The organism is Maribacter sp. BPC-D8 (assembly GCF_035207705.1).
Lineage (GTDB): Bacteria > Bacteroidota > Bacteroidia > Flavobacteriales > Flavobacteriaceae > Maribacter.
In genome coordinates, this window is record NZ_CP128187.1 from 2,530,573 (window position 1) to 2,556,184 (window position 25,612).

Sequence of the window (25,612 nt, forward strand, 5' to 3'; positions counted from 1 at the left end):
GCTTAAATAGCTTTAATGATTGCAATAAAATCGTCAGCAACTAATGAAGCCCCACCGATTAAACCACCGTCAACATCTGGTTTAGAAAAAATCTCTTCTGCATTACCTGGTTTAACACTACCACCGTAAAGAATAGTTACATTATTAGCTATAGTAGCATCAAATGCTTCTGAAATAGTTTTACGAATAAATGCATGCATTTCTTGCGCTTGTTCAGGAGAAGCAGTCTCACCCGTACCAATTGCCCAAACCGGCTCGTATGCCAAAACAATATTAGTCCACGCTGATGGTTCTAAACTAAAAAGTACATTTTTTAACTGGCTTTCAACTAAATTGAAATGATTACCAGATTTTCGATCTTCTAATTCCTCACCGAAACAGAACATTACACGAATGCCTTTATTTAAAGCTGTAATTACTTTCTTTGAAAGTATCTCATCGCCTTCACCAAAATACGCTCTTCTTTCAGAGTGTCCGATGATTGCAGTATCAATACCAATGTTCAATAACATATCTGCCGAAATTTCACCAGTAAAAGCACCACTTTCAGCATAATGCATGTTTTGTGCAATAACTTCAATTTTAGAACTTTCTAAAGCATGTACTGCACTAGCCAAGTTTACATATGTTGGCGCTACCATAACTTCTGCATTGGTATCTGGCAATTTTGCCGATAGCTCTGCTAAAAGTGTTTCAGTCTCTGCCAAATTCTTATTCATCTTCCAGTTACCTGCTACTATCTTTGCTCTCATGTTGTTTTATTTGTAATTATACTATTTCAGTTTATTATCTTAATTGAAGATTAAATCTTCTAAATCGTTGTAATGTACTTTCTGTTTTATGGTTCCTTTTTCTAAAACCAAAACTCCGGGGTTAGACCTAACAATAGTCTTCAGTGTCGTCTCATCAGTAAAGTAAAAATCAAAACCTAGGTTATTCTCTTTCACCAAAGCATCAGTTTGATCTGGTCCAGAGGCTGACATACCTATTACTTTATATCCAGCTTTTAAAGCCTTGTCGGCTACTGTTTTAATATTCTTGAATTCTTCTAAATTCGATTTTCTTAAATCGTAGGCTATGACCATAACCAATTTAGGTTCTTGCAACAATGAACTTGCAAAATCTTCTCCCGCCTGCTCGATGGTAAAATCATGAACTGGTGGTTCATAACCCGCTTGTATCTCTTCTGTTTCAACATCAATAAACTCACCATCTACAGTGGGGTAATCTCCATTACTAATATGAATTTCTTCAGTACCGTTTACATCGAACTTCCATCTGTATTCAAAAATAGCTTTAGGCGCGTCATCTGGTGTACTCATACCATCTTCGATGTTCTTACCTATTTCATAAGGTCTAAAATCTATTACTGGCAAGTGGTTTAATACATAATACACGTAACCAATACAAGCAAAAAACGACGTTGCTAAAACTGTCGTCAATACTTTCGAATTTACTAACGGTGTAATATATTTTCTACCGACATATATGATTAAAATAAGTACTAACAGCACGACATCTTTCGTAAAAGACTCCCAAGGGGTAAGCTTTATCGCATCGCCAAAACAACCACAATCGGTTACTTTATTGAAGTAAGCGGAATAAAAGGTTAGAAATGTAAAAAACACGATCATAGCGATCAGCGTCCATATAGTGATTTTTCGTTTGTAGCCCAGTATTAGCATAACACCAACCATAACCTCAACGATCACCACTAAAATTGAAATTGCCAAAGCAAAAGGAGTTAGAAAAGGCAGATCTAACACACCCTGACTAAAATACTCTTCTAACTTAAAAGAAAAACCAACAGGATCGTTCAGTTTTATAAATCCGCTTATAATAAAAAGTATACCAACAAAAATTCTTACGACACCTACTAAATACCTCATCCTTATTCTTATTTTAATTCTGAACCTAAATGTATCAATGCAAAAACAGCATAATTAATCATGTCTTGATAATTGGCATCTATACCTTCGCTTACCAAAGTTTTACCTTTATTATCTTCTATCTGTTTTACTCGAAGTAATTTCTGTAAAATTAAATCTGTAAGAGAACTCACTCTCATATCTCGCCAAGCCTCACCATAATCATGGTTCTTGTTCAACATCAATTCTTTGGTAATCTTAATATGCTTTTCGTATAATTCTACCGCTTTTTCGGTATTTAAATCGGGCTGATCAGCAACACCAAGTTCTAATTGAATTAATGCCATTACCGAATAATTGATAATCCCTATAAACTCTGAACGTTCACCTTCATCAACCTTACGAACATCGTTCTCTTGAAGACTACGTATGCGTTGTGCCTTAATAAATATTTGATCTGTTAGCGACGGCAATCTTAAAATTCGCCACGCGCTACCATAATCTGTCATTTTTTTCTGGTAAAGATTTAAACAAACCTCAATAACCTCATCGTATTCCTTTGCCGTATCTAGCATGTAATTCTATCTAATTTGTGTAAATTTCGCTTAAAAAATTGGAACCATCAAGATTGACGGTTTAAACTTGGAAAATGCCACAAATTCCTTTTAAAAATTGATAATGACCATAAATTGCAACGGTAAACTTTTATCATTAGATCAGCCCAAGGTAACGGGTATTTTAAACGTTACGCCCGATTCTTTTTTTGACGGCGGAAAATACAAAGACGAAAAGAGTATACTAAATCAGGTTGAAAAAATGCTGATCGAAGGTGCTAGTTTTATTGACATTGGTGCTTATAGTTCAAGACCTGGTGCTTTAGAAGTTGACGAGGCTACCGAGTTAAAACGTATAGTACCAATTGTAAGTTTAATTCTTAAGAATTTTCCAGAAACCATACTCTCTATAGATACGTTTAGAAGCAGCATTGCCAAAGCATGTATTGAAAATGGCGCTGCCATAATTAATGATATTTCTGCGGGATTACAAGATGACAATATGTTACCCACCGTAGCAAAATTATACGTACCATACATTATGATGCATATGCGCGGCACGCCACAAAACATGCAGCAACAAACAGATTACACAGATATTTTGAAAGAGGTTCTTTCATTTTTTTCTGAAAGATTAGTTGCAGCTAAGTCCTTAGGAATAAAAGATATTATCATTGACCCAGGTTTTGGCTTTGCAAAGAATCTAGAACAGAACTATGAGCTTTTGAATCATATGGAAGTCATGAATATCATTGAACACCCATTATTAGCAGGAATTAGCAGAAAATCAATGATTTACAAAACATTGGACACCACTGCCGGCCAAGCATTAAATGGAACAACGGCATTACATATGGTCTGCTTACAAAAGGGAGCAAAAATATTACGAGTTCACGATGTTAAAGAAGCCATGGAATGTGTAAAACTCTATGAACAATTAAATGCCTAAGTTTATATTAATTTGTTGTCATCAATTTTCTTAATTTTACTAAAACGGTACTGATTGGATTTTCTAAATTTTATTGACTTTAAGATTACAGATGTTTTAGACATCATATTTGTTGCCGTACTGCTATACTACATCTATAAACTAGTTAGAGGATCAGTTGCCATCAATATTTTTATCGGAATTGTTATCGTATGGGCTTTTTGGAAACTGACCGAATTGCTAGACATGCAAATGATCAGTAGTATGGTCGGTGCATTTATGCAAGTCGGACTTATTGCACTGATTATAGTTTTTCAGCAAGAGATTAGAAAGTTTCTATTAATGATAGGCTCTACCAATTTCGCAAACAAGAGAAATTTTGTAAAGCATTTTAAATTCTTAAAGCAAGAAGGCTTATCGACAGACACAGATGTTGATGCCATATTAAAAGCATGCGAGAAAATGGCGAGTACCAAAACAGGTGCTATTTTGGTTATTGAACGTAGCAACTCCTTAGATTTTATAAAGAGTACAGGTGATCGAATGAATATTGAGATTAACCAACCTATTCTTGAAAGTATCTTTTACAAGAACAGTACACTTCATGATGGAGCGGCTGTTATTGTTGGAAATTATATAGTTGCTACGAGAGTAATTTTACCTGTTTCTAACGAGCGTAATATTCCGCTGCGTTTCGGATTACGACATAGAGCTGCTGTGGGAATAAGTGAAAAGACCGATGCTTTAAGTATTGTAGTAAGTGAAGAAACCGGATTAATCTCTTATATAAAAAATGGAGAATTTGTGCTGTACGACTCCATCACCCAATTAGGGAATATGCTTAAACAAGATTTGATATAGTGGAATGCAAAAACTGCCATACCAACCTAAGAACCGATTTCAGTTATTGTCCTGATTGTGGAGCTAAGGTAATTCGAAACAGACTTACAGTGAAGAATCTTATTAGTGATGCCACTGAACGTTTTTTCAATGTTGACAATACCTTTCTTATAACCTTTAAACATCTGTTTACAAAACCAGACGAAGTAATTGGTGGTTATATTAATGGTGTTAGAAAGAAGTATTTAAACCCCATTAGCTATTTTACTATAGCCATTACCCTTGGAGGGTTATTTGCTTATGTATATTCTGAGTTTTTCCCAAATGCTCTAGATTTTGATTTTCTATATAAATCTGGAGATTCAATTACCGAGGCAGAAAAATTAGGACAGGATTTTCAAAAACAATGGAATGCTTACCTAATAAAATATCAAAGTCTTTTTTACATGGCTATGCTGCCCTTTTTGGCATTAATTTCTAGACTTGTATTTATCAATAAAAAGCAATTTAATTTAAGTGAGCATTTTGTAATTAACATTTATGCTTACTCACATTTATCTATAATTATAAATATTGCCTACTTACTGACCATTTGGAACTCAAAAATTATTTATTATGTTTCTATGGGTAATATGATATTCCAAATAGGATTCTTTACTTGGGTATTTTACAAACTATTTAATCTGACCATAAAGCAAACAGTATTAAAACTGCTACTATTTCTTGTTTTATTCGCAGCAATATTTTTTATTATTATAATAATTGCCACAGTGTACATAGCTCTATTTACAGACTCATTTCAAAAAATGGCACCGTAATTAAGCTACCTCCTCAGCTAAGAACTGAGCTTCATAAAGATTACTGTAGTAACCACCTTTTTTAAGCAGTTGCTTGTGTGTACCTGTCTCTACAATATTACCGGCATCCATCACAATAATTTTATCCGCTTTTTTAATAGTAGCCAAACGGTGGGCAATGACTATTGAAGTTCTCCCTTGCGTAATTTTATCTGTAGCCGACTGAATTAACTGCTCAGAATACGTGTCTACAGATGATGTAGCTTCATCTAAGATTAGTATGCTAGGATTACTCACATAAGCTCGTAAAAATGCAATTAATTGACGCTGACCGCTTGAAAGCATGGTACCTCTCTCTTTCACATTATACTGATAACCGCCTGGCAAACTCGTTATAAACTCGTCTACACCAATAGCTTTAGCAGCATTCTCAATATCAGAAACACTTATCGCAGGGTTTTTTAAAGATATATTATTCGCAATCGTATCGGCAAACAAAAAGACATCTTGTAATACCACGGCTATATGCGTGCGTAATGATGACAAATTGTACTCTTTAATATCTACACCATCAACCAAAATAGAACCGGAATTAATCTCGTAAAACCTGTTCAATAAATTAATTATTGTACTCTTACCTGCACCTGTAGCACCTACAATAGCAACTGTTTCCCCAGCTTTTACATCGAATGAAATTCCGTGTAAAACCTCTTCATCTTCTAAGTACCCAAAATGAACATCATCAAATTTGATATCGCCATTAACTACATCTTTCTCAAAAGAACCTACATTTTGAATATGACTATCGGTATCTAAAATTTTAAAAACTCTGTTGGCAGCAACCATCCCCATTTGTAGAGTATTAAACTTATCTGCAATTTGACGAAGTGGTCTAAAAAGCAAATCGATCAACATAATAAAAGCGAAAATTGTACCTGCTATATCCGTAGATATATTAGCAACATTTTGCAATCCGCCATACCAAACAATTAATCCTACGGTAAGTGAAGAAACAATTTCAGCAATCGGGAAGAAAATGGAGTTATACCAAACCGTTTTTAACCAAGCTTTTTTATGCTTTTCGTTAATTTCTCTAAACTTATCGCTTTCTATTTTTTCTCGAGTAAATAGCTGTACTATTTTCATACCCGTAATACGCTCTTGTACAAAAGAATTCAGATTAGAAACCTCTGCCCTAACTTCTGTAAAAGCCACTTTCATAGCCTTTTGAAACCATCTTGTAGCATACATTATTATAGGTAACAGCGCAAAAACTATTAAAGCGAGTTTCCAATTTATAAAGAGCATAACAATAGCGGCAACCACCATTTTTAGCAAATCTGCCACAATCACGAAAAAACCTTGACTAAATATCTCGCCAATTCGTTGCATATCTGCAACAGCTCTCGTTACCAAAACGCCCAACGAAGAATTATCGAAATACTTCATTTTAAAAGAAAGCATTTTCTTGAAGAGACTTATACGAACATCTTTAATTACAGATTCGCCTAACCAGTTTGCATAATAATTAAAAGCTAGCTGACAAATTACTTGACCAAGTAACACCACTAACATAGCAATGGTTAAATTAAGCAACATTTCTGCATTGCTTTCTTTTATAGCTTCATCAATAATTTTCTTGACAATTAGGGGAGTAAGAATCGCAAAACAAGACAATAATATGGCAGCCAAAGCAACGCCATAAAAAGTAATTTTGTACGGTTTTGTGTAGGCGAGTAAGCGTTTAAAAAGACGAGTGTCAAATGCTTTGCCAGAATCCTTATCCATTCTTTAAAATAGTATTGGGGTAAACAATAGAGGTCAAATATAGTCCTTTTGCAGGAACAGAAACGCCTGCTTTTGTTCTATCCTTGCTTTTTAATATGGTATTAACATAGTCTGCAGGGTATTTACCCAATCCTACATTAATTAATGTTCCGACAATGGCTCTTACCATATTACGCAGAAATCGGTCTGCTGTAATCGTAAAAACAAGTTTATCATTTTTTAGCTCCCATTTTGCCTCTCTTAGGTCGCAAATATTAGTATACACATCTGTATTTGACTTTGAAAAACATTCAAAATCTTTTTTACCTAACAGCAATGCCGCAGCATTATTCATTTGTTCAACGTCTAGCTCCTTCTTTACAAAATGTGCTAAATCTGTTGAAAAAGGGTCTTTCTTTTTATCGATATGATATTCATAAGTTCTTGCGGTGGCATGAAAACGTGCATGTGCATCATCTTCTACCTCAAAAATTCGATCAACCGCAATATCATTTGGTAAGAAAGAATTTAATTTAAAAATATATTCAGGTATATTCTCTAAGGTATCAATATCGAAATGGGCGTACATTTCTTTTGCATGAACACCAGTATCTGTACGACCTGCACCCATAAGTGAAACAGGCAAATTTAAGAGTTTAGACATGCCGTTCTCAAGCACTTCTTGAACAGTTATGGCATTGGGCTGATATTGCCAGCCATGATAAGCTTTACCGAAGTATGAAAATTGAATGAAGAATCTCAAAAGTATGTGCTAGTTTTGTACTTCACAAAGGTATTAAAAAGGATACGTTTTAACATTCGATCTAGCAAAGTCAAATAAGAATATTAGTTACTCGATAAAACGAATCTATTTTTCGCAATCAAATTGACATCTAAAAATGACCAAAATCCTCTTACTTTCTGATACTCATTCGCATATTGACGATGCCATTTTAACGCATGTAAAATGGGCAGATGAAGTATGGCATGCAGGTGACATTGGATCTTTAGAAGTTACCGATGCCATTGCAAAATTAAAACCTTTAAAAGGAGTGCATGGTAATATTGACGACCATATTATTCAAAAAGAATTTCCAGAAAACAACCGATTTTTATGTGAAGGTGTTGATGTTTTTATAACGCATATAGGAGGATACCCACCTAAGTATAATATGAGAACCCGAGATATGATCAAAGAAAATCCGCCAAAATTATTCATTTGCGGACATTCACATATTCTTAAAGTAATGATGGATAAGAAATTGGGAGTATTACATATGAACCCTGGTGCTTGTGGCAAGCATGGCTTTCATCAAGTACGTACCATGTTACGTTTTGTGATAGAAGGTGATAATATCAAAGACCTTGTTGTAATCGAGTTAGGCAAAAGATAAAACACAGGGCATTTTTACTAATCTACACCCTGTATTTTAACTAATTAGTATTCGAACGAAACCCCTAAAGAAAATGTTCCGCCATCATAAATATTCTTACGCTCAACCAAAAAACCAGCATAATCAGAATATTGGGCAACTACATTAAAATGATCGGTTACCTTGTACATTGAAGTGACACCATAATTGGTAAAAGTAGTACCCTCGCCAAACAAGAACGATCCGCTTTGTACATTGTTTTCTGAAGATAACCGCTCTTGAATTTTAAGCTTACCGATTAAATACAGTTTGTCAAAAAACAAATGACCCAGCTCTACCCCAGCCTGAAATTGATTACTAAAATCTTCTGTTCTAAAATTAACACTTGAGAAAGCAGAAGCGTAAGTTTTGCCATTTTTAAAGCCGTGCGAAGCCGCAAGCGTGGTCCACACATTAAACTCCCCATCAGAAATCGGTAAGTTAATTTCATCAAACTCACCAAATGCATTCGCATTCTTAGATTGCGCAAAATTACTACCATCATTAGTCGGTATATCAAATGCTACTTGTAATGACAAGGGAAAGCTTTTTAATAATTTATACTTCACCCCTAATTGAATATTACCTACACCACCAACAGTTTCTGTAGTACTAAAACTGTTTAAGCGAACCAATGGCAAATCAACAATCGCTGTAAACCTATCTGAAATTCCGTATTCACCATAAATTAATAGTGCACTGGTATTAAAAGTACTTCCTTGATCAGCCAATCTACCTTCTGTAGTATAATAGGTATTCGAAGAGAAATGTGCCGCTGATGCCTGAAGATAAAATCCTTTCGCCTCTCTCGTCCATCCACTTTGCGCTTGGGCATAAAAAGTAAAGAAGCAACAGCATATAAATATGATATTTTTTATTTTTTTCATAATTCTGTTATATTAAAGTGACAGGATTGTTTTAAACCAAATAATAAAAAAAGCCTTTGGGAGACATAGAAAAACAGAATCATGTGTCTCTATTCCCAAAGGCGGTAAAAAATTATATTAGTTTAAAGCAACATTACCAAATGGTATATTGGCCGTAGCACACCAAAGAACAATGTGCGTATATTTAGCATCGGGTGTGTCGCCTAATTTAATGAACATCTCACCATTACCAGCTACATTACCAATAAGCATTAAATCTGGATTACCATTTGCAGGGTCTGGCGTAAAAACTTCAGAAGTTGACAGAAAGATACCTACTGTACCTGTACCTAATTCAGTTGTAAAGTCATCTGCAAAGCGAACAAAATTTGTATCATCAGTATCAACACCTACTTCTACCAAGCCTTGTGTTGGAGTACCACTCTCTGCAACTAGATTACCACTTAAGTTCACCAATAAATCGCCAACCGGCAATGAAGAATCAACCTCAACGGTCTCTGTCACTGTTACAACATCTGCATCATCATCTGAGCAGCTAATAAAGAAAGTTGTCATGGCACTAGCTAATACTACAAGAGCAAATTTTCTGTTTTTCATAATCGTAATTTTTAATATGTTTAGTTTAAAAACAGAGTAACTAACGACTATCGTTAGCCTTGCTGTTTCTTGGGACAAACATAGAAATGTGATATCACGAAGAATTCAAGAAAAAGTAAACAGTTTATCACAGCAAATAGAAAAACTGGGATGTTTCTGTGATGTTTAAAATAATGGGGTATTTTGACTTTAGAAAAGTAAGGGCATAAAAAAACCCGGAAACTACCCCGGGTTTTAACGCACTAATACTACTAAGATTATAGGTCTAACGCAAGCGATCAACAGATTTTACAAGATCTTCATCCTTTTTTATAGCCTTGTTAGCAAGAACCAAAAAAATGATAGAAAATACTGGAATCAACATCCCAATACCCTTCTCAGAAACCAAAGTCTCTCCGGATAAGTTTAGTGATCGGTAAACGAAAAATCCTAATAAAAAAACATTCAATATCATGTTCAGCCTGTTTATTACAAACTGAGATTTTCTATTTTTAAATTGTACCATAGCCCATATTGCCAGAACGGTACTAGCATAAAAGGCAATAGAAATAAGCATTTCATTATTTGCAAATACTTCAGTACCATCGATATGTATCCATAGGTTAAAGAAGAACGGTAGAATACCTGTTAGTATTGCTACGACTATCAAATAAAGGCTTTGTATTCTTTGAATCATAAATTAATTACCACTTTACACTGCAAAAATACATGTCTTTTCAAAAAATATAACCCTTTTATTCAAAATAATTTGTAATATTGCTACGTTATCATGTCATAACACCTACCAGTAAGGAAATTATCTCCTTTAAATTATCCAAATAAAATATTTACTTCTTACAATACAAACTCTTATAATTTATTCTACTACTTAATGTTTGAGATTTCAGATTTAAAATCAAAAAAGCTACCTGAATTACAGGAAATTGCGAAAGGACTTAAGGTTCCTAAATTCAAAACCTTAAAAAAACTAGATTTAGTTTATCAGATTTTGGACTTACAAGCCGCCAATCCGAAAGTTGCTGCAGCAATCGTTCCTGCTGCGACTGAAGAAGTTAGCAAGCCTGCAGAAGTAAAACCAAAACCGAAGCCAAAACCAAGACCTAGACCTCGTGTTGAAAAAAATACGAACAAAGAAACTACTGCTCCTGAAAAAGTAGCAGCAGAAAAGGCGGCACCAGCTAAGGTTAATGTAGCTAAAACAGAAAACACACAAGAAAGTGATTCTAAGGAACCTGTTGAGCAAAAAAGACCAAGACCAAGACCAAAAGCTGCCAACCAGCCTAACAAAAAGAATTCGCCTCAGAATAACAATCATAAAAATAAGCCTAATCCGAGACCGACTCACGACAAAAGTAATTTTGACAAAGATTTAAAGAATAGGTATAAAGAACCTGAGTATGAGTTTGACTCTATTATTGCCAGTGAAGGTGTTTTAGATATCATGCAAGATGGATACGGATTCTTACGTTCTTCTGATTACAACTACTTATCATCACCTGATGATATTTATGTTTCTCAATCGCAAATACGTCTTTTCGGATTAAAAACCGGAGATACAGTATTAGGTAATGTAAGACCACCTAAAGAAGGAGAAAAGTATTTTCCACTTATTAAGGTGAGCAAAATTAACGGTATAGACCCACAAATAGTTCGTGACCGTGTGTCATTTGAGCATTTGACTCCGTTATTCCCACAAGAAAAATTTAATTTGGCAGAACGCCAAAGTACGATATCAACACGTATTATTGATTTGTTCTCTCCGATAGGAAAAGGACAGAGAGGTATGATCGTATCTCAACCAAAGTCTGGTAAAACCATGCTTTTAAAAGATATCGCCAACGGTATTGCTGCAAACCACCCAGAAGTTTATCAAATTATATTATTAATTGATGAACGACCAGAAGAGGTTACCGACATGCAACGTAATGTACGCGGCGAGGTTGTAGCTTCAACTTTTGATAAAGAACCAACAGAGCACGTACGCGTAGCTAATATCGTTTTAGAAAAAGCTAAGCGTTTGGTAGAATGTGGTCATGATGTTGTAATTCTTTTAGATTCAATTACACGTTTGGCAAGAGCATACAACACAGTACAACCAGCATCTGGTAAAGTATTAAGTGGTGGTGTTGATGCCAACGCATTACACAAGCCTAAAAGATTCTTTGGTGCTGCCCGAAATATTGAAAATGGCGGCTCTCTTACCATTATTGCTACTGCGTTAACAGAAACTGGCTCTAAAATGGACGAAGTTATCTTTGAAGAATTTAAAGGTACCGGTAACATGGAACTTCAATTGGATCGTAAGATTGCAAACAGAAGAATTTTTCCTGCTATTGACCTTACATCTTCTAGTACACGTAGAGACGACATGCTATTGGATGAAGCGACACTACAACGTATGTGGATCATGCGTAAGTACCTTGCAGACATGAACCCAGTAGAAGCGATGGAATTTATTGAACAACGCTTTAAACAAACTAAAAACAACGAAGAGTTCTTAATGACCATGAATAAGTAGAACAATTCTAACATATATTTTAAAATCCCGATTTCAATACGAAATCGGGATTTTTTTTATTCCATAAACTCTGGCATTACATAAAACTAGACCACTATTATTCTTTTTAATATCTTTAGCATATTACAAAAGAACTCTCCCCCAGTCTTTTACCAATTTTCGTATTAATAATTTTAATTCTTAGAAAATGAAAAGACCGACCACCCAAAGTATCAAAATCGCTTTATTCTGTGCACTAACAACAATCATTAGTTGCAATCAACCACAAAAAGCAAATAACCCCAAAAATGAAGACCCCATAGTCGTTGAAGCACCTGCACAACTCATCGCCATACCTGAAGCTCAGAGTATGTATGAATCTTATAGTAAAAGAAGAGTACCTCTAATTCAACACTACGAAGACTCTATAAATCGAATACATAAAGATGATAAAGAATTTGATGTTGGTAGATTTGTATACTATGACTATAAAACAATTAAGCAATATTTAGCTTTTATAGAACAAGAGGCTGCAGATGCCGATGTTGAAATTTCGACTTTGAGGTTCTATTTCTCTAATTATCCAGATGAAGTTATTTTTAAGAATACAAAAGATTCTATCAAACACCCTAGACAGAATTCTATAATGCTTTCCCCAACGTATAATGATGGAAAACGAGATTACCTTTTCTACGTAGCACAAGGTGCAAAAGGCAAGCAAGCAGTACCATTAACAAATGACTTTGAAGATATAAAGGGATATAGCACTCGTATGCAAGAAAGAAATAAAGTGTATGCATCTATTGCACCTGGTTCAAATTCAACAGTTACAACCCCAATTAACGTACAAGGATCACAAAGCTTAACCTTAAATAGAGGGTCTGGTGTACCACCACCAAAGAACCAATAATTTTAAAATAACAAGGCTAAAATCATGCTAGCGTACCTTCTGGACAATTACTACATGCCACTCTATTTTATAGCACTGGTGCTATGTATAATAAAATATAAATTATACTATGATACGGTATTAAGGTATTTTCCAATATTACTAGCCTACACCTTCATGTCAGAAGTATTAGGGCTAATAGTAAGAGACGTAGATGACATTCAATTAGTATACAGACAAGAATATTACAATTACAACACCATAATTTTCAATATATATGATATAATTTTCTTTCTATATTTTTTTTATATCTATTATCAGTTAAGCGATAATAGGCTCACTAAAAATTTAATAAAATATGGCGGAGCAACTTTTTTACTAACGTGTATAGTTAATCTATTTCTTCAAGATTTTTTCACAGAACCTCAAAATTTTGCCATCATTATTGGGTCGATAATTTTAGTATACTCAGCGTCAATATATTTATACAAACTGATAATTACTAAACATAGATTACCATTATACAGAAATCTTTTATTTTGGCTAAGTGTCGGCATTATATTTTTCTACATATGCTATCCAATAACCATGTATATTTTATCTTTTAATTACGACTTTTTCACTATCCACAATTTATCAAAACACCACTACATTTCTATCGGCGTATTTTACGCTTGCATTATCATAGGTCTTACAATAATGAAAAGGCTTAGAATAGCAAACGAGGTAATTAAATAGAATAGGCTATTCATAAAAAAGACAGAACAAAAAAAGCCTTCCTAATTAAAGGAAGGCTCTAAATTTTTACTTTAAAGCTAAATTATAGTGCAGCTACGTGCTTAGCTAACTTACTTTTTATGTTGGCAGCTTTATTATCATGTATGATATTACGTTTTGCTAAACGATCGATCATACTAACAACACTTGGAAAAAGAGCCTCTGCATCTTTCTTAGATTCTTCTGAACGTAATCTTTTTATAGCATTACGTGTAGTTTTATGCTGATATCTGTTTCGTAAACGAACTGCTTCGTTTCTTCTGATTCTCTTTAATGCCGACTTGTGATTTGCCATTTTATAATTTATTATAATTTCTTCGGATTCTCATCCATTCAATTTTTGTAGTCCGTAGGGGAATCGAACCCCTGTTACCAGGATGAAAACCTGGCGTCCTAACCCCTAGACGAACGGACCATTATGTCAATACTTGGAAATACATCCAACGGTTTAATTAGTAGTCCGTAGGGGAATCGAACCCCTGTTACCAGGATGAAAACCTGGCGTCCTAACCCCTAGACGAACGGACCATACTTTGCGCAATTGCGGATGCAAAAATACAAATATTTTTTACTAACACAACACCTGCTTATTATTTTTTAAAAAAATTAATAAGCTTTCGCAAATAACACTCTTTTATTCGACGGTTTACCCGTTACCATACAAGTACCTTCTTCTTCTTTTGCATCGATGGGAATGCAACGTATAGTTGCCTTCGTCTCGTTTTTAACACGTTCTTCAGTCTCTTTACTTCCGTCCCAATGAGCCGAAATAAATCCACCTTTTTCTTTTAAAACTTTTTTAAATTCATCGTAAGAATTTACTTCAGTAATATGATTAGTTCTATAATCAAGTGCTTTTTGATACATATTCCTCTGAATATCTACCATCAAAAACTCAATTTTAGCTACTACATCTGTCGCCAAAACAGTTTCTTTTTGCAACGTATCTCTTCTAGCCAATTCATATGTACCATTTTCAAGGTCTCTTGGTCCAATTGCCAACCTTACCGGCACTCCACGCAACTCATACTCATTAAATTTAAAACCAGGCTTGTGCGTATCTCTATTATCGAATTTTACAGAAATACCTTTTGCTCTTAATTCTTTCACTAAAGGGTTAACGGTCTCAGAAATTTGATCTAACTGATCCAATCCTTTATAAATTGGTACAATAACAACTTGTATAGGCGCTAATTTCGGAGGAATAACTAATCCGTTATCATCACTATGCGTCATAATCAACGCTCCCATTAATCTTGTTGAAACTCCCCAAGAGGTAGCCCAAACATATTCTTTATTACCTTCTTTGGTTGCAAATTTAACATCAAAGGCTTTTGCGAAATTCTGTCCTAAAAAGTGAGAAGTACCAGCTTGTAATGCCTTACCATCTTGCATTAAAGCTTCAATACAATACGTTTCAATAGCACCTGCAAAACGTTCGCTTTCTGTTTTAGTACCTTTTATGACTGGCATCGCCATATAATTTTCTGCAAAATCGGCATAAACATTCATCATCTGTTCTGCCTCTTCAATTGCTTCTTTTTCGGTAGCATGAGCTGTATGGCCTTCTTGCCATAAAAACTCTGCCGTTCTTAAAAACAATCTTGTACGCATTTCCCAACGAACAACATTTGCCCATTGATTAATAAGCAATGGCAAATCTCTATAAGATTGTATCCATCTTTTATACGTGTCCCAAATTATGGTTTCAGAAGTAGGTCTAACAATAAGCTCCTCCTCTAGTTTAGCATCTGGATCAACGATTATGCCGCTTCCATCTTCTGCATTTTTCAACCTATAATGTGTTACTACAGCACATTCTTTAGCAAAACCTTCAACATGACTAGCCTCTTTACTTAAATAAGATTTCGGTATAAGTAATGGAAAATAGGCATTCTCATGACCAGTTTCCTTAAACATCTTATCTAAAGCGGCTTGCATTTTCTCCCAGATACCGTAACCATATGGTTTTATAACCATACAACCTCTTACACCAGAGTTTTCGGCTAAGTCTGCCTTAACCACTAATTCGTTATACCATTTGGAATAATCCTCGCTTCTCTTCGTCAAATTTTTACTCATTATCTGGACTTTGGCACAAATTTTGTGAATATTAGTATATAATAATTGAGTAAAACTAGTTATTTTTAATATGTTCAACAATATAATTTTGATCCGATGATATATTCTATACCCCACAACAAACTTCGAAACATAACAATGTTGGTAACCTTAGCTGTTATTACAGCTTCTTGCGGTTCATATCAACAATCATCTTACTACGATAATGATGGCATTTATTCTGATGATGCCCCAACAACGGTAGAAAGAAGACCTGAACAAAGAAATTACACACAGAGTAATCCTGAAACGGATACGTATACCAACTATTTTGGTGAAAAAGCTGACCAATATGGTGAAATACTAGATGAAGAAATTTTTACAGATGTAGATTCTTATTCTAGTAATGATTTAAATCAAGAGGTTCCAGAAGAACAATTAACAGATTATTACGCCACTGCAAATGACTATGAAGGTTATGGCAGTTGGGGAAGTAATAATGCTGACGTAAGCATTTACATTCATAATAATGGATGGAACAACTGGAACAATGGTGGTCTTTACGGATGGGGCTGGAACAATGTTGGATACGGCGGATATTATGGTAATGGCTGGGGTCGACCATGGGGATGGAATAGATGGAACAATTGGGGCTATGGCGGTTTTGGATTTGGATATTCAGGATTCGGATATTCGGGATTCGGATTTGGATGGAACAGACCTTACTATGGTAACAATTTTGGATACGCATATGGTTACGGTTACGGAAACAGAAATTACAACAGAAACAACCGTTTCTCTAACAGAAGTTATGCAGTCAACAATTCAAGAAGAGGAAATTATACAAGACAAACGTCTAATAATAGTGGGCTTTCTTCAACGGCAGCAAGAGGTCGTTCAAATGTGAACACTAGAGGTAATTCTTCTAGATATAGAACTACTACCGGTAGAGCAACAACAGCTAGAAGTTCTGCAAACACCCGTAGTTCAAGAACCTATTCAGGTAACACTACCGCAAGAAGAACGGTAGGTGTTGACCAAAATAGAGCCTACAGAACAAGCAGAAGCACTAGAGCAACACCTAGATATAACAGTAGTTCTTCTAGAAACTCTAGCAGCAGATATAGCACTAGCCCGAGAACATCGAGTTCTAGCACCGCAAGATCAAGCAGCAGGGTTGCCGTACCTAGAACTTCAACATATAGAAATTCTGGTAATAGCTCTAGAAGTTATTCTTCAGGCAGAAGTTCTGGTAGTAGCTCTAGAAGTAGTAATTACAGCTCTGGCAAAAGCAGTTCTAGTGGTAGTTCTTACAGAAGCTCTGGTAGCAGCTCTAGAAGTTCAAGCAGCGGATCTTCATCTAGATCTTCTGGTTCTTCGAGTAGAAGTAGTAGCAGTAGCAGTAGAAGAAACTAAAATCAAACATTTATCACCTTTGAATTATTGATATGAAAAGATATTTAACTTTCGTAGTACTAATGGCATGTGCCGTAGGTAGTGCACAAAATATAAATGAAGCTTTACGTTACGGTACTGAAAACCTACAAGGTACAGCCAGATTTCAAGCTATGGGCGGAGCATTTGGTGCTTTAGGCGGAGATTTATCATCGCTAAATATTAACCCTGCAGGATCCGCTGTTTTTAATAACAGCCTTTTTACCATTAGTGGATCGAACTACCACACGAACAATGATGCCCGTTACTTTGGTGATGCATTGATTACCAAAAACAATAACATTCAATTAAATCAAATTGGTGGTGCATTTGTTTTTAATAATACAGATTCTAATTCTGACTGGAAGAAATTCACTTTAGCTTTCAATTATGATTTGGTGAATAATTTCGATAATGAATATTATGTTTCAGGAAGCGCCACAGAAGGTATCGACACCTATTTTCTAGAATATGCAGGCGGTACACCTTTCGGATCTATTCTTCGACAAGATGGAGAGTTTTTAGAAGAAGCTTATCTAGATATTGGCTCAGCACAAGGTTTTAGAGACCAACAAACCTTTTTAGGTTATTATGGCGGAATTCTTGATCCAGAAACCGAAAATGACGGTAACACCAATTACATCAGTAATTCCCTTTATGATTTTGTTGATCAAGATTTTTTAAGAAGAACCACCGGTTACAATAGTAAGTTTACTGTTAATGTTGCTTCTCAATATAAAGAGAATCTTTACGTGGGTGCATCATTGAACTTTCATAGCGTATTATACACTCAGCTTGATCAATTCACTGAAGATGGGTATGAACCTAATTCAGAAATACGAAGAACAACATTTGATAATTACTTAGAAACAGAAGGTAACGGCTTCTCTTTTACCTTAGGCGCTATTGCTAAACTAAATGAAACTGTACGTTTGGGTGGTAGCTACCAATCCCCTACTTGGTATCGTTTAGAGGATAACACCTCTCAACGTGTAAATTCAGATTTAGCAGATGAAGATATTAATTTCATCAATTTTAATGTGGTGAATTTATTCGAAAGCTATACAGTGAAGACCCCTGGAAAACTAACCGGTAGTTTAGCTGTAATTTTTGCAAAAGACGGATTATTAAGTTTTGATTACGGATATCAAGATTTCTCTCAATCGGAATTACGTCCTACCAATGACCCAAGTTTTCAAACAGTAAATTCTCAAATTACGAGTGATTTAGGTGCTGTTTCTACATTTAGACTTGGTGGTGAGTATAGAATTCAACAAGTTAGCCTTAGAGCAGGATATCGCTTTGAACAGAGTCCGTATGCAAACGGAAATACGATCGGAGATCTAAATGCAGTTTCTGGTGGTATTGGTTATAACTTCGGTGGTAGTAAATTAGATTTTGCGCTTAGCCGTTCACAACAAGATGTTAGCGAAAGACTTTTCAATGCCGGTATTACAACACCTGCTATGATTGATAGAGGTATTATGAATGCGACATTGAGTTATACGATCAATTTCTAAAGGATATAAAATTTAATCATAAAAAAGGGGAGCAAATTGCTCCCCTTTTTTTTTATCTCTTTAATGAAAAATGTGTCTTTCGGGTTTTCGCTACAAGTAGCCCATCTTCCATTTCTCCATATTCAAACCTGAACCAGTAATCTGTAGAAGTCATTTGCTGTCCGTTGTAATTTCCGTCCCAGCTATCGGTTGCACCTAGCTGCTTCAACAACTTACCGTATCTATCAAAAATAAATACAACAGGGTTGTTTAAAGTTTCAATTCCCTCCACATTCCAATCATCATTAATGCCATCACCATTTGGCGTAAAGAACTTTGGATAACCAACAACTAAAAACTCTATAGGGTCTGTAATTCCGCATCCGTTCTTATCATTTATAATAACCGTATTCAATCCCGGAGGTACATTCATAAAAACAGGATTGTCTTGAAACACTCCGTCGTTAATCGCATATTCATAATCCCCATCACCTTCAACAAAAAATTCAATATTATTTTGATCAGGATCAATTGAAAGATTAGTATCCAATGTTTCAACACGGTCTAATATAGGTGTTCCAAAAAAGGTTATTAATACTCCGCTCTCATCAGCCACTGTTGGCGGTGTACCCGTTACGGTAGTAATTGTAGCAAAATAGCGTCCGGTATTCGGGCTAGCTACTATTAATTCAGCACCAAAATCACCAGAACCGGTAAGCGTATCGTCTACTATACCATCATCTTCATAATCTACCGTCCACTCTACATTGGCAATATCTGCACCTGCAGGTGAATTCAATGCACTAATAGTTATTGGGTCATCACCCTCACAAGCAATGATATCCAATCCTAAAAACTCATCTCTTAATGTACAATCTAATGCAGTATCTTGACTATCACTTACAGAACTACCCGTAAAAGTCAACATAAAAGGCTCGGGATCTCCAGTAAAATTATCGGCAAAATTATTTATCAATATGTAATAAATCTCTCCGGGAATAACATCTAAATACTCATCATATGTATTCTGACTACCCGTTAAAGATGCACGACCTTCTTCACCGCTATCAGGGTTAACCCCTAGTCCCGTAAAATTAGTATCGTTAACTTCATAGTTACAACGAATTGGCTGCGCAGTACCATTACTTATATCGCCACAATCAACATCTGGACCATAAACAGCAAAATCCCATTCGGCAGTTGGCGTAGAGCCCGAAGTTGCTAATGCCTCAATATCAAAACCTACCTGACCACCTGTACCTGCTCTAAAAACGAACCAAGAAGTATTAAACTCAATATTTGCGTTAGAAAGACTACCTTTTTCTAAACACCCAGTTTGAAGTATTACTTCTGGGTCAAAATCATCAACATCACCTGTTCCGCCGGCAAGACCCATAATAGGCTGGTCGGCACAAACTGGTATAGCCGTTCTACAATCGGCTGAATTCTGTGCAGTTATGTTCCAATAAAAAAGAAACAAACAACATATAGAACAAAGAAGTGTTCTCATAAAAGTGTAGCTTATTAGTATACGTGATGTATATTATAACTACACATGACATGCTTTAGTATCTTACATCGAAGATTCTTGCGTTTAATCGATAAAATGCACTAATTAAGCCTAAACAACAGAGTTAACGCTTTAAAGTGAAATGATTATTAATGTAAGATGCGTTTGTACTTTCCCCTAAAGAATTGGTATAAGTAAGTTTGAACCAGTAGTCAGATTCTGGCAAAAGGGCTCCATTAAAAGAACCGGTCCACCCAGTAGAATTTTCAAATATCTGATACAGTAATTTTCCATATCTATCATAAATAGTGATCACAGGATTATCTAAAGCTGACAATCCGTCAACTTTCCAAGTATCATTTACGTTATCTCCATTGGGAGTAAAGAACTTTGGAAACCCCACCACTACGATATCTCTAGTATCAGAACCACAACCATTTACATCACGAACGGTAATCGTATGCTCACCAGGGAATAGATTGTTGAACAGCCCGCTATTTTGTGGCGTTTCATTATCTACTTGATACTCAAAATCTCCATTCTCTTCCAAGAAAACATTGACCACATTAGAAGCATCATCTTCATATTCGATAGTAATATCTGATATTATTGGCGGACTAGAAAAAACCACAGTAACCGACCTAACAGTTATACATTGTATTAATCCTTGAATATTAGTCACAGACAAGGTGTACACACCAGGTTCTGCAACTGTAATTAAAGAAGAGGTTTGCCCTGAGCTCCATTCATACGTAAAATCGCTATCTGGTATACGCTGCCCTATAGTTACAATAGGTTCATCGCCACATATAAAAACTTCTGTCTCAAAATCTAAAACAGGTAATTCAATTCCGTTAATATCAAAAGTTTCAGAAACATCAAAGCACATAGAGTTTTCTATTGATGTTGTTCTTACGTATATCGTTTGCAAAACCTGTGTAGGTATAAATTCTTTTAAAAGTGCGTTGGCACCATCAAAAGCATCTTCAAAACTTTCATGATATGACACCCTAAAATCCAACGGGCTCTGTGCACCTAAAGCCTCAGCATCTTTGGTATTAAAATCAATAGCTGTGCCGTCTAAACAAGCAGTTTCATCTTCTAAAGAAAAGGTTTCTGGCGAAGGTGCATAAGCTACTTGGGTTTCGCTTGTTACAGGATTACCTGAGTTACGTACTATAATAACACGATACATACCAGAAACGGCAATAGAGAGTTCCGGGTCACTTTCACCAGGTATCTGTTGGTAACCCGCTCCAGCATCTAATTCCCATTGATAAGTTTTAGCATCTGCAGTAGTTGCATCCAAAACCACGGTTTGGTCATCACATGCAATAACCGGAGGACCTAATAAATTATCTATAATATTACAATCTAAAGCACTATACGGAAACTCAACAAATATGCTACCTGAAAACTGAATAGAGAATCCTGAATTATTGTTACTGAAATTATTGATCATCAAGAGGTATTCTTCTCCCGGTTCAACAGCTAACCAATCATCATACTGTATATTATCTATACCTGTAGGGTCTTCTCCCATCCCTATAAAACTACTATCATCAGAATTATCGAAATAATTACATCGAACAGGATCACCCAATGCACTACAATCGTTTGTTTTATACAAAGCAAAATCCCAATCTTCTGTAGTATCAAATCCGATATTAAAACCTAATTGACCTATTTCACCAATTTTAAAGGTATACCAAGCAGAATTGGTTTCAATAGTACCACTACCCTGCGTAATACAACCAGAAATAGTTGCTCCGTTAAAATCGTCAATACCATAACCATTAGTACCACCATTTACAGGAGTATTATAGCAAATAGGAACCGCATTGGCGCAATCAGCCGACACCTGCGCAAAACAGCTGAAGATGCTAAAAAAGCATACTAATAAAACAGATATACCATACTTGGTCATAGAGGCCTTCTCATTTCTAAAACTAAAATTAACTAGACCTTAACGTTATGGCTAATTAATGTTGTGTAATGCCTGTAAATGGTTATAAAGTGGCACATATTGTATATCTTTGCAGCTTCTAAAAGATAGATAAAATGAAAATTGAGGATACACTGGAAGATCAATTTGATGAATTAGGAAACGATCACATTTCTACATCAGAAGACACTCCTTTACGTTCAGATGCCTTTGATTTGGATGATGCCGAAAAGATTGAACGCATTCGCGAAAATGTACGTGAAATTATGCTAACCTTAGGTTTAGATTTAACCGACGATAGCCTAAAAGGAACTCCGAATAGAGTTGCTAAAATGTACGTTAATGAAATATTCGGCGGCTTAAACCCTACCAAAAAACCTAAGGCTTCTACTTTTGATAATAAGTACAAGTATGGCGAAATGTTAGTTGAAAAAAACATTACTCTTTACTCCACCTGCGAACACCACTTTCTACCAATAGTTGGTCGTGCCCACGTTGCTTACATTTCTAATGGTACCGTTGTTGGTCTTTCTAAGATGAACCGTATTGTTGATTATTATGCTAAACGTCCGCAAGTTCAAGAGCGTTTAAATATTCAAATCGTAAGAGAATTACAAAAAGCTTTAGGTACTGAAGATGTTGCTTGTGTTATTGATGCAAAACATCTTTGTGTAAATTCTAGAGGAATTCGCGATATTGATAGTAGCACCGTAACCGCTGAATATGGCGGTAAATTCAAAGAAGAATTGGTACGCCGCGAGTTCTTAAATTACCTTAACCTAGACACTCATTTTTAATAGCATATAGCTTCATGCAATTGTACGAAAATCAGGAAATTAAAGTATACAATTCCTTATCAGGAAAAAAAGAAGTTTTCAAACCCATAAATGAAGGCCATATCGGTATGTATGTTTGTGGACCAACAGTGTATAGTAATGTACACTTAGGAAACTGTAGAACTTTCATGTCTTTTGATATGATTTTCAGATACTTTAGACACCTAGGCTACAAAGTGCGTTATGTTCGTAATATTACTGATGCAGGTCATTTAGTTGATGATGCGGAAGATGGCGAAGATAAAATTGCAAAAAAAGCACGATTAGAAAAGCTAGAACCGATGGAAGTCGTACAGCGATACACTGTTGACTTTCATAATATTTTAGAGAAATTTAATTTTCTACCTCCTAGCATTGAACCCACAGCTACGGGACATATTATAGAACAGATTGAAATTATTAAGGATATTCTTGAAAAAGGATTTGCCTATGAAACCAATGGTTCTGTATATTTTGACGTTGCTAAGTTCAACGAAGAGCATGAGTACGGCAAATTAAGTGGCCGTAAGCTTGAAGACATGATTGCTAACACTCGTGATCTTGCCGCTCAAGACGACAAGCACAATCCGCAAGATTTTGCTCTTTGGAAAAAAGCAGAGCCACAACATATTATGCGATGGCCTTCGCCGTGGGGCGATGGATTCCCGGGGTGGCATTTAGAATGTACCGCCATGAGTACAAAATACTTAGGCGAAACATTTGATATTCACGGTGGCGGAATGGATTTAAAATTTCCGCATCACGAATGTGAAATAGCTCAAGCTGAAGCTTGCAATGGTCAAAGTCCTGTAAACTATTGGCTACATGCCAATATGTTAACCTTGAACGGAAGAAAAATGGCTAAATCTACGGGTAACAGTATTTTACCTGGCGAGATATTTTCTGGTGAAAACGAGATTCTTAGCAAGCCCTTCTCCCCTTCTATGGTGCGTTTCTTTATGATGCAGGCACATTATACCAGTATTTTAGATATAAGTAATGATGCATTATTGGCATCTGAAAAAGGTTTCAATAAATTGATGGAAGCTATCAATTCATTAAAATCTTTGAACACCGGCAAGACTACCGATTTTGATGTTGCAGCTTGGAAAGCATCTTGCTACGCAGCCATGAACGATGATTTCAATTCACCCATCTTAATTGCGAAACTATTTGATGCCGTTAAGCACATTAACCTTATTAAAGAAGGCACTGAATCTATTACCGAAGAAGACAAACTTGAATTGGAAAACACCATACACGGTTTCGTTTTTGATGTTTTAGGTTTGGAGAACAAAAGTAGTTCTGATGCCGATACCGAAAAATTAGGTGGTGTAGTTGAGTTATTGATCGAATTACGTAAATCAGCAAGGGAAAATAAAGATTTTGCCACATCTGATCAAATACGTGATCAATTAGCAGCACTAGGTATTCAATTAAAAGACGGTAAAGAAGGTACTACGTATAGTCTTTAAGTTTAATCTAAAAACCTAGATTTTTGAATTTTAGACTGGTATTCACCAGGAGCTATTTGTTGCCTTGTTTTAAAAACTCTATTAAAGTAAGATCTACTTTCAAATCCGCAATCAAGATATACATCTTTAATGCTACGCTTGGGGTCTTGCAATAAACCAACAGCTAATTTTATGCGCTCGTTATTTATAAACTCAACAGGAGAAATACCAAGCTCTAGTTTAAAGGTTCTATAAAAATGTGACGGACTCATACAAGCTATCTTACTAAGCGCATCTACAGTTAATGACTTATGCACATTATTTCTAATGTAGCGTATAACCTCTGTCAGCCTACTTTCTTTTTTAACCGATAAAGTAGCATTACTATAAATTTTTCGCTCATTAGTCTGTAGAATTCTAATGATCAATTCACGCAACATATTATCTACAAATAGATCCTTAGATGGGTGCTCTTCAGAAAATAGAAATAAAAGCCGCTGTATAATTTGAAATATACCTCTGTCATTTACGAAATGAAAATTGTAATCCATTAATCCCCATGCATCCTTATTACTTTTAGGCATGTTCTCATTCATGAATTGCAATACCTTATTTATTTTATCCTCAGAAATAGCCATTGCCAAACATCTAGTTGGGTTCTTCGCCATTGCTTCAGGAAAATCAATACACATACCCTCATTTGCAGGTAAGACTAAAGACTCACCCGGTAAAAAATCAAAAGATTCATAATCGCGCAAGTGCATAATCTTCTTTCCTTGAATCATACTCGCCAAAACAGGCTGTTCAAATTTCAAAAGAACACTAGCCGCTTGCTCATGCGTTTCAAAAACATGCATAGCCGCATTATTCATCGTATAAGAGGTTTGGTTTTCAACCATGGTCTCTAAACGCCTTCCTTTTAAAAAATTTTCAGCTAAACGAATCACACTTATATCGATTTTATTTTAAGGAATTTACAAAAAAATATACTTAAAAAAATCATAATATCATTAAATGATAGAATAGTTCACACTATTCGTAGAATGCGTCAGATAATATCAAAAACGGAGAAGTACATTTA

At 35.4% G+C, this 25,612-nt stretch carries 23 protein-coding genes and 2 tRNA genes; 10 read left to right on the top strand and 15 right to left on the bottom strand.

What is annotated here, in order from left to right; genetic code table 11:
* Positions 1 to 2 precede the first annotated feature (2 nt).
* From tpiA to QSV08_RS11200, 3 genes are read right to left on the bottom strand one after another with little or no spacing between them, the layout of a single operon-like run.
* Positions 3 to 752, bottom strand: coding sequence for a triose-phosphate isomerase (gene tpiA, locus QSV08_RS11190; RefSeq protein WP_324023357.1), 750 nt, complete (start codon positions 750 to 752; stop codon positions 3 to 5).
* Positions 753 to 791: 39 nt separating this feature from the next.
* Complete coding sequence (locus QSV08_RS11195) at positions 792 to 1,889, bottom strand: BT_3928 family protein (RefSeq protein WP_324023359.1); 1,098 nt, start codon at positions 1,887 to 1,889, stop codon at positions 792 to 794.
* Positions 1,890 to 1,897: 8 nt separating this feature from the next.
* Complete coding sequence (locus tag QSV08_RS11200; RefSeq protein WP_324023361.1) at positions 1,898 to 2,443, bottom strand: DUF1599 domain-containing protein; 546 nt, start codon at positions 2,441 to 2,443, stop codon at positions 1,898 to 1,900.
* A gap of 103 nt (positions 2,444 to 2,546) precedes the next feature.
* Here QSV08_RS11200 and folP point away from each other — a divergent pair, with 103 nt between their 5' ends.
* The 3 genes from folP to QSV08_RS11215 are packed head-to-tail and all read left to right on the top strand — an operon-like array spanning position 2,547 to position 5,008.
* Positions 2,547 to 3,371 carry a dihydropteroate synthase gene (gene folP, locus QSV08_RS11205; RefSeq protein WP_324023363.1) on the top strand — a complete coding sequence of 275 codons (825 nt, stop codon included), beginning with the start codon at positions 2,547 to 2,549 and terminating at the stop codon, positions 3,369 to 3,371.
* 54 nt (positions 3,372 to 3,425) lie between these two features.
* A complete protein-coding gene (locus QSV08_RS11210) occupies positions 3,426 to 4,211 on the top strand; it encodes a diadenylate cyclase (RefSeq protein WP_133686639.1) in 786 nt (261 codons plus the stop codon).
* The gene (locus QSV08_RS11215) at positions 4,211 to 5,008 is read left to right on the top strand and encodes a DUF3667 domain-containing protein (RefSeq protein WP_324023365.1); all 798 of its coding nucleotides are present in this window, start codon (positions 4,211 to 4,213) and stop codon (positions 5,006 to 5,008) included. Before QSV08_RS11210 ends, QSV08_RS11215 begins: the two co-directional genes overlap by 1 nt.
* Here the strand turns inward: QSV08_RS11215 and QSV08_RS11220 are convergent, their stop codons facing one another.
* Together QSV08_RS11220 and truA are read right to left on the bottom strand one after the other, a co-directional pair.
* Positions 5,009 to 6,775: an ABC transporter ATP-binding protein gene (locus QSV08_RS11220; protein WP_324023367.1), complete on the bottom strand. Its 1,767-nt coding sequence runs from the start codon at positions 6,773 to 6,775 to the stop codon at positions 5,009 to 5,011. It abuts the gene before it with no gap.
* The gene (gene truA / locus QSV08_RS11225; protein WP_324023369.1) at positions 6,768 to 7,517 is read right to left on the bottom strand and encodes a tRNA pseudouridine(38-40) synthase TruA; all 750 of its coding nucleotides are present in this window, start codon (positions 7,515 to 7,517) and stop codon (positions 6,768 to 6,770) included. Before truA ends, QSV08_RS11220 begins: the two co-directional genes overlap by 8 nt.
* 136 nt (positions 7,518 to 7,653) lie before the next feature.
* On the opposite strand from truA, the gene QSV08_RS11230 reads away from it, so the two are divergent.
* Positions 7,654 to 8,148: a metallophosphoesterase family protein gene (locus QSV08_RS11230; protein WP_324023371.1), complete on the top strand. Its 495-nt coding sequence runs from the start codon at positions 7,654 to 7,656 to the stop codon at positions 8,146 to 8,148.
* Between the two features lie 44 nt (positions 8,149 to 8,192).
* On the opposite strand, the gene QSV08_RS11235 is transcribed toward QSV08_RS11230, so the two are convergent.
* The 3 genes from QSV08_RS11235 to QSV08_RS11245 form a co-directional block, all read right to left on the bottom strand.
* The gene (locus tag QSV08_RS11235; protein WP_324023373.1) at positions 8,193 to 9,053 is read right to left on the bottom strand and encodes a hypothetical protein; all 861 of its coding nucleotides are present in this window, start codon (positions 9,051 to 9,053) and stop codon (positions 8,193 to 8,195) included.
* 117 nt (positions 9,054 to 9,170) lie between these two features.
* Positions 9,171 to 9,650 (bottom strand): hypothetical protein, encoded by a 480-nt coding sequence (locus tag QSV08_RS11240; protein ID WP_324023375.1) that lies wholly within the window; start codon positions 9,648 to 9,650, stop codon positions 9,171 to 9,173.
* A gap of 265 nt (positions 9,651 to 9,915) precedes the next feature.
* Positions 9,916 to 10,326, bottom strand: coding sequence for a DUF4293 domain-containing protein (locus tag QSV08_RS11245; RefSeq protein WP_073242865.1), 411 nt, complete (start codon positions 10,324 to 10,326; stop codon positions 9,916 to 9,918).
* 195 nt (positions 10,327 to 10,521) lie between these two features.
* Between QSV08_RS11245 and rho the strand changes: the two genes are divergently transcribed.
* Complete coding sequence (rho, locus tag QSV08_RS11250) at positions 10,522 to 12,168, top strand: transcription termination factor Rho (protein ID WP_324023377.1); 1,647 nt, start codon at positions 10,522 to 10,524, stop codon at positions 12,166 to 12,168.
* 187 nt (positions 12,169 to 12,355) lie between these two features.
* Positions 12,356 to 13,057, top strand: coding sequence for a hypothetical protein (locus QSV08_RS11255; protein ID WP_324023378.1), 702 nt, complete (start codon positions 12,356 to 12,358; stop codon positions 13,055 to 13,057).
* A 799-nt stretch (positions 13,058 to 13,856) separates the two neighbouring features.
* Here the strand turns inward: QSV08_RS11255 and rpsT are convergent.
* The 4 genes from rpsT to proS all read right to left on the bottom strand — a co-directional run bounded on the left by rpsT (position 13,857) and on the right by proS (position 15,895).
* Complete coding sequence (gene rpsT, locus QSV08_RS11260) at positions 13,857 to 14,108, bottom strand: 30S ribosomal protein S20 (protein ID WP_324023379.1); 252 nt, start codon at positions 14,106 to 14,108, stop codon at positions 13,857 to 13,859.
* A 48-nt stretch (positions 14,109 to 14,156) separates the two neighbouring features.
* Positions 14,157 to 14,228 (bottom strand) — tRNA-Glu (locus QSV08_RS11265).
* Positions 14,229 to 14,269: 41 nt separating this feature from the next.
* A tRNA-Glu gene (locus QSV08_RS11270) sits at positions 14,270 to 14,341 on the bottom strand.
* Positions 14,342 to 14,419: 78 nt separating this feature from the next.
* Positions 14,420 to 15,895 (bottom strand): proline--tRNA ligase, encoded by a 1,476-nt coding sequence (gene proS, locus QSV08_RS11275; protein WP_324023380.1) that lies wholly within the window; start codon positions 15,893 to 15,895, stop codon positions 14,420 to 14,422.
* A gap of 138 nt (positions 15,896 to 16,033) precedes the next feature.
* Here proS and QSV08_RS11280 point away from each other — a divergent pair, with 138 nt between their 5' ends.
* A complete protein-coding gene (locus tag QSV08_RS11280) occupies positions 16,034 to 17,290 on the top strand; it encodes a hypothetical protein (protein WP_324023382.1) in 1,257 nt (418 codons plus the stop codon).
* A gap of 32 nt (positions 17,291 to 17,322) precedes the next feature.
* Positions 17,323 to 18,828 (top strand): OmpP1/FadL family transporter, encoded by a 1,506-nt coding sequence (locus tag QSV08_RS11285; RefSeq protein WP_324023384.1) that lies wholly within the window; start codon positions 17,323 to 17,325, stop codon positions 18,826 to 18,828.
* 52 nt (positions 18,829 to 18,880) lie between these two features.
* Here the strand turns inward: QSV08_RS11285 and QSV08_RS11290 are convergent, their stop codons facing one another.
* Both QSV08_RS11290 and QSV08_RS11295 read right to left on the bottom strand, forming a co-directional pair.
* Positions 18,881 to 20,317: a T9SS type B sorting domain-containing protein gene (locus QSV08_RS11290; RefSeq protein ID WP_324023386.1), complete on the bottom strand. Its 1,437-nt coding sequence runs from the start codon at positions 20,315 to 20,317 to the stop codon at positions 18,881 to 18,883.
* Positions 20,318 to 20,441: 124 nt separating this feature from the next.
* Positions 20,442 to 22,244, bottom strand: coding sequence for a T9SS type B sorting domain-containing protein (locus QSV08_RS11295; RefSeq protein WP_324023388.1), 1,803 nt, complete (start codon positions 22,242 to 22,244; stop codon positions 20,442 to 20,444).
* A 134-nt stretch (positions 22,245 to 22,378) separates the two neighbouring features.
* Between QSV08_RS11295 and folE the strand changes: the two genes are divergently transcribed.
* Both folE and cysS read left to right on the top strand, forming a co-directional pair.
* Complete coding sequence (gene folE, locus QSV08_RS11300; protein ID WP_324023390.1) at positions 22,379 to 23,059, top strand: GTP cyclohydrolase I FolE; 681 nt, start codon at positions 22,379 to 22,381, stop codon at positions 23,057 to 23,059.
* Between the two features lie 14 nt (positions 23,060 to 23,073).
* On the top strand, positions 23,074 to 24,552 hold the full coding sequence (gene cysS, locus QSV08_RS11305) for a cysteine--tRNA ligase (protein ID WP_324023392.1): 1,479 nt from the start codon (positions 23,074 to 23,076) through the stop codon (positions 24,550 to 24,552).
* 2 nt (positions 24,553 to 24,554) lie between these two features.
* Here cysS and QSV08_RS11310 read toward each other — a convergent pair whose 3' ends face one another.
* A complete protein-coding gene (locus QSV08_RS11310) occupies positions 24,555 to 25,478 on the bottom strand; it encodes an AraC family transcriptional regulator (protein WP_324023394.1) in 924 nt (307 codons plus the stop codon).
* Positions 25,479 to 25,612 lie beyond the last annotated feature (134 nt).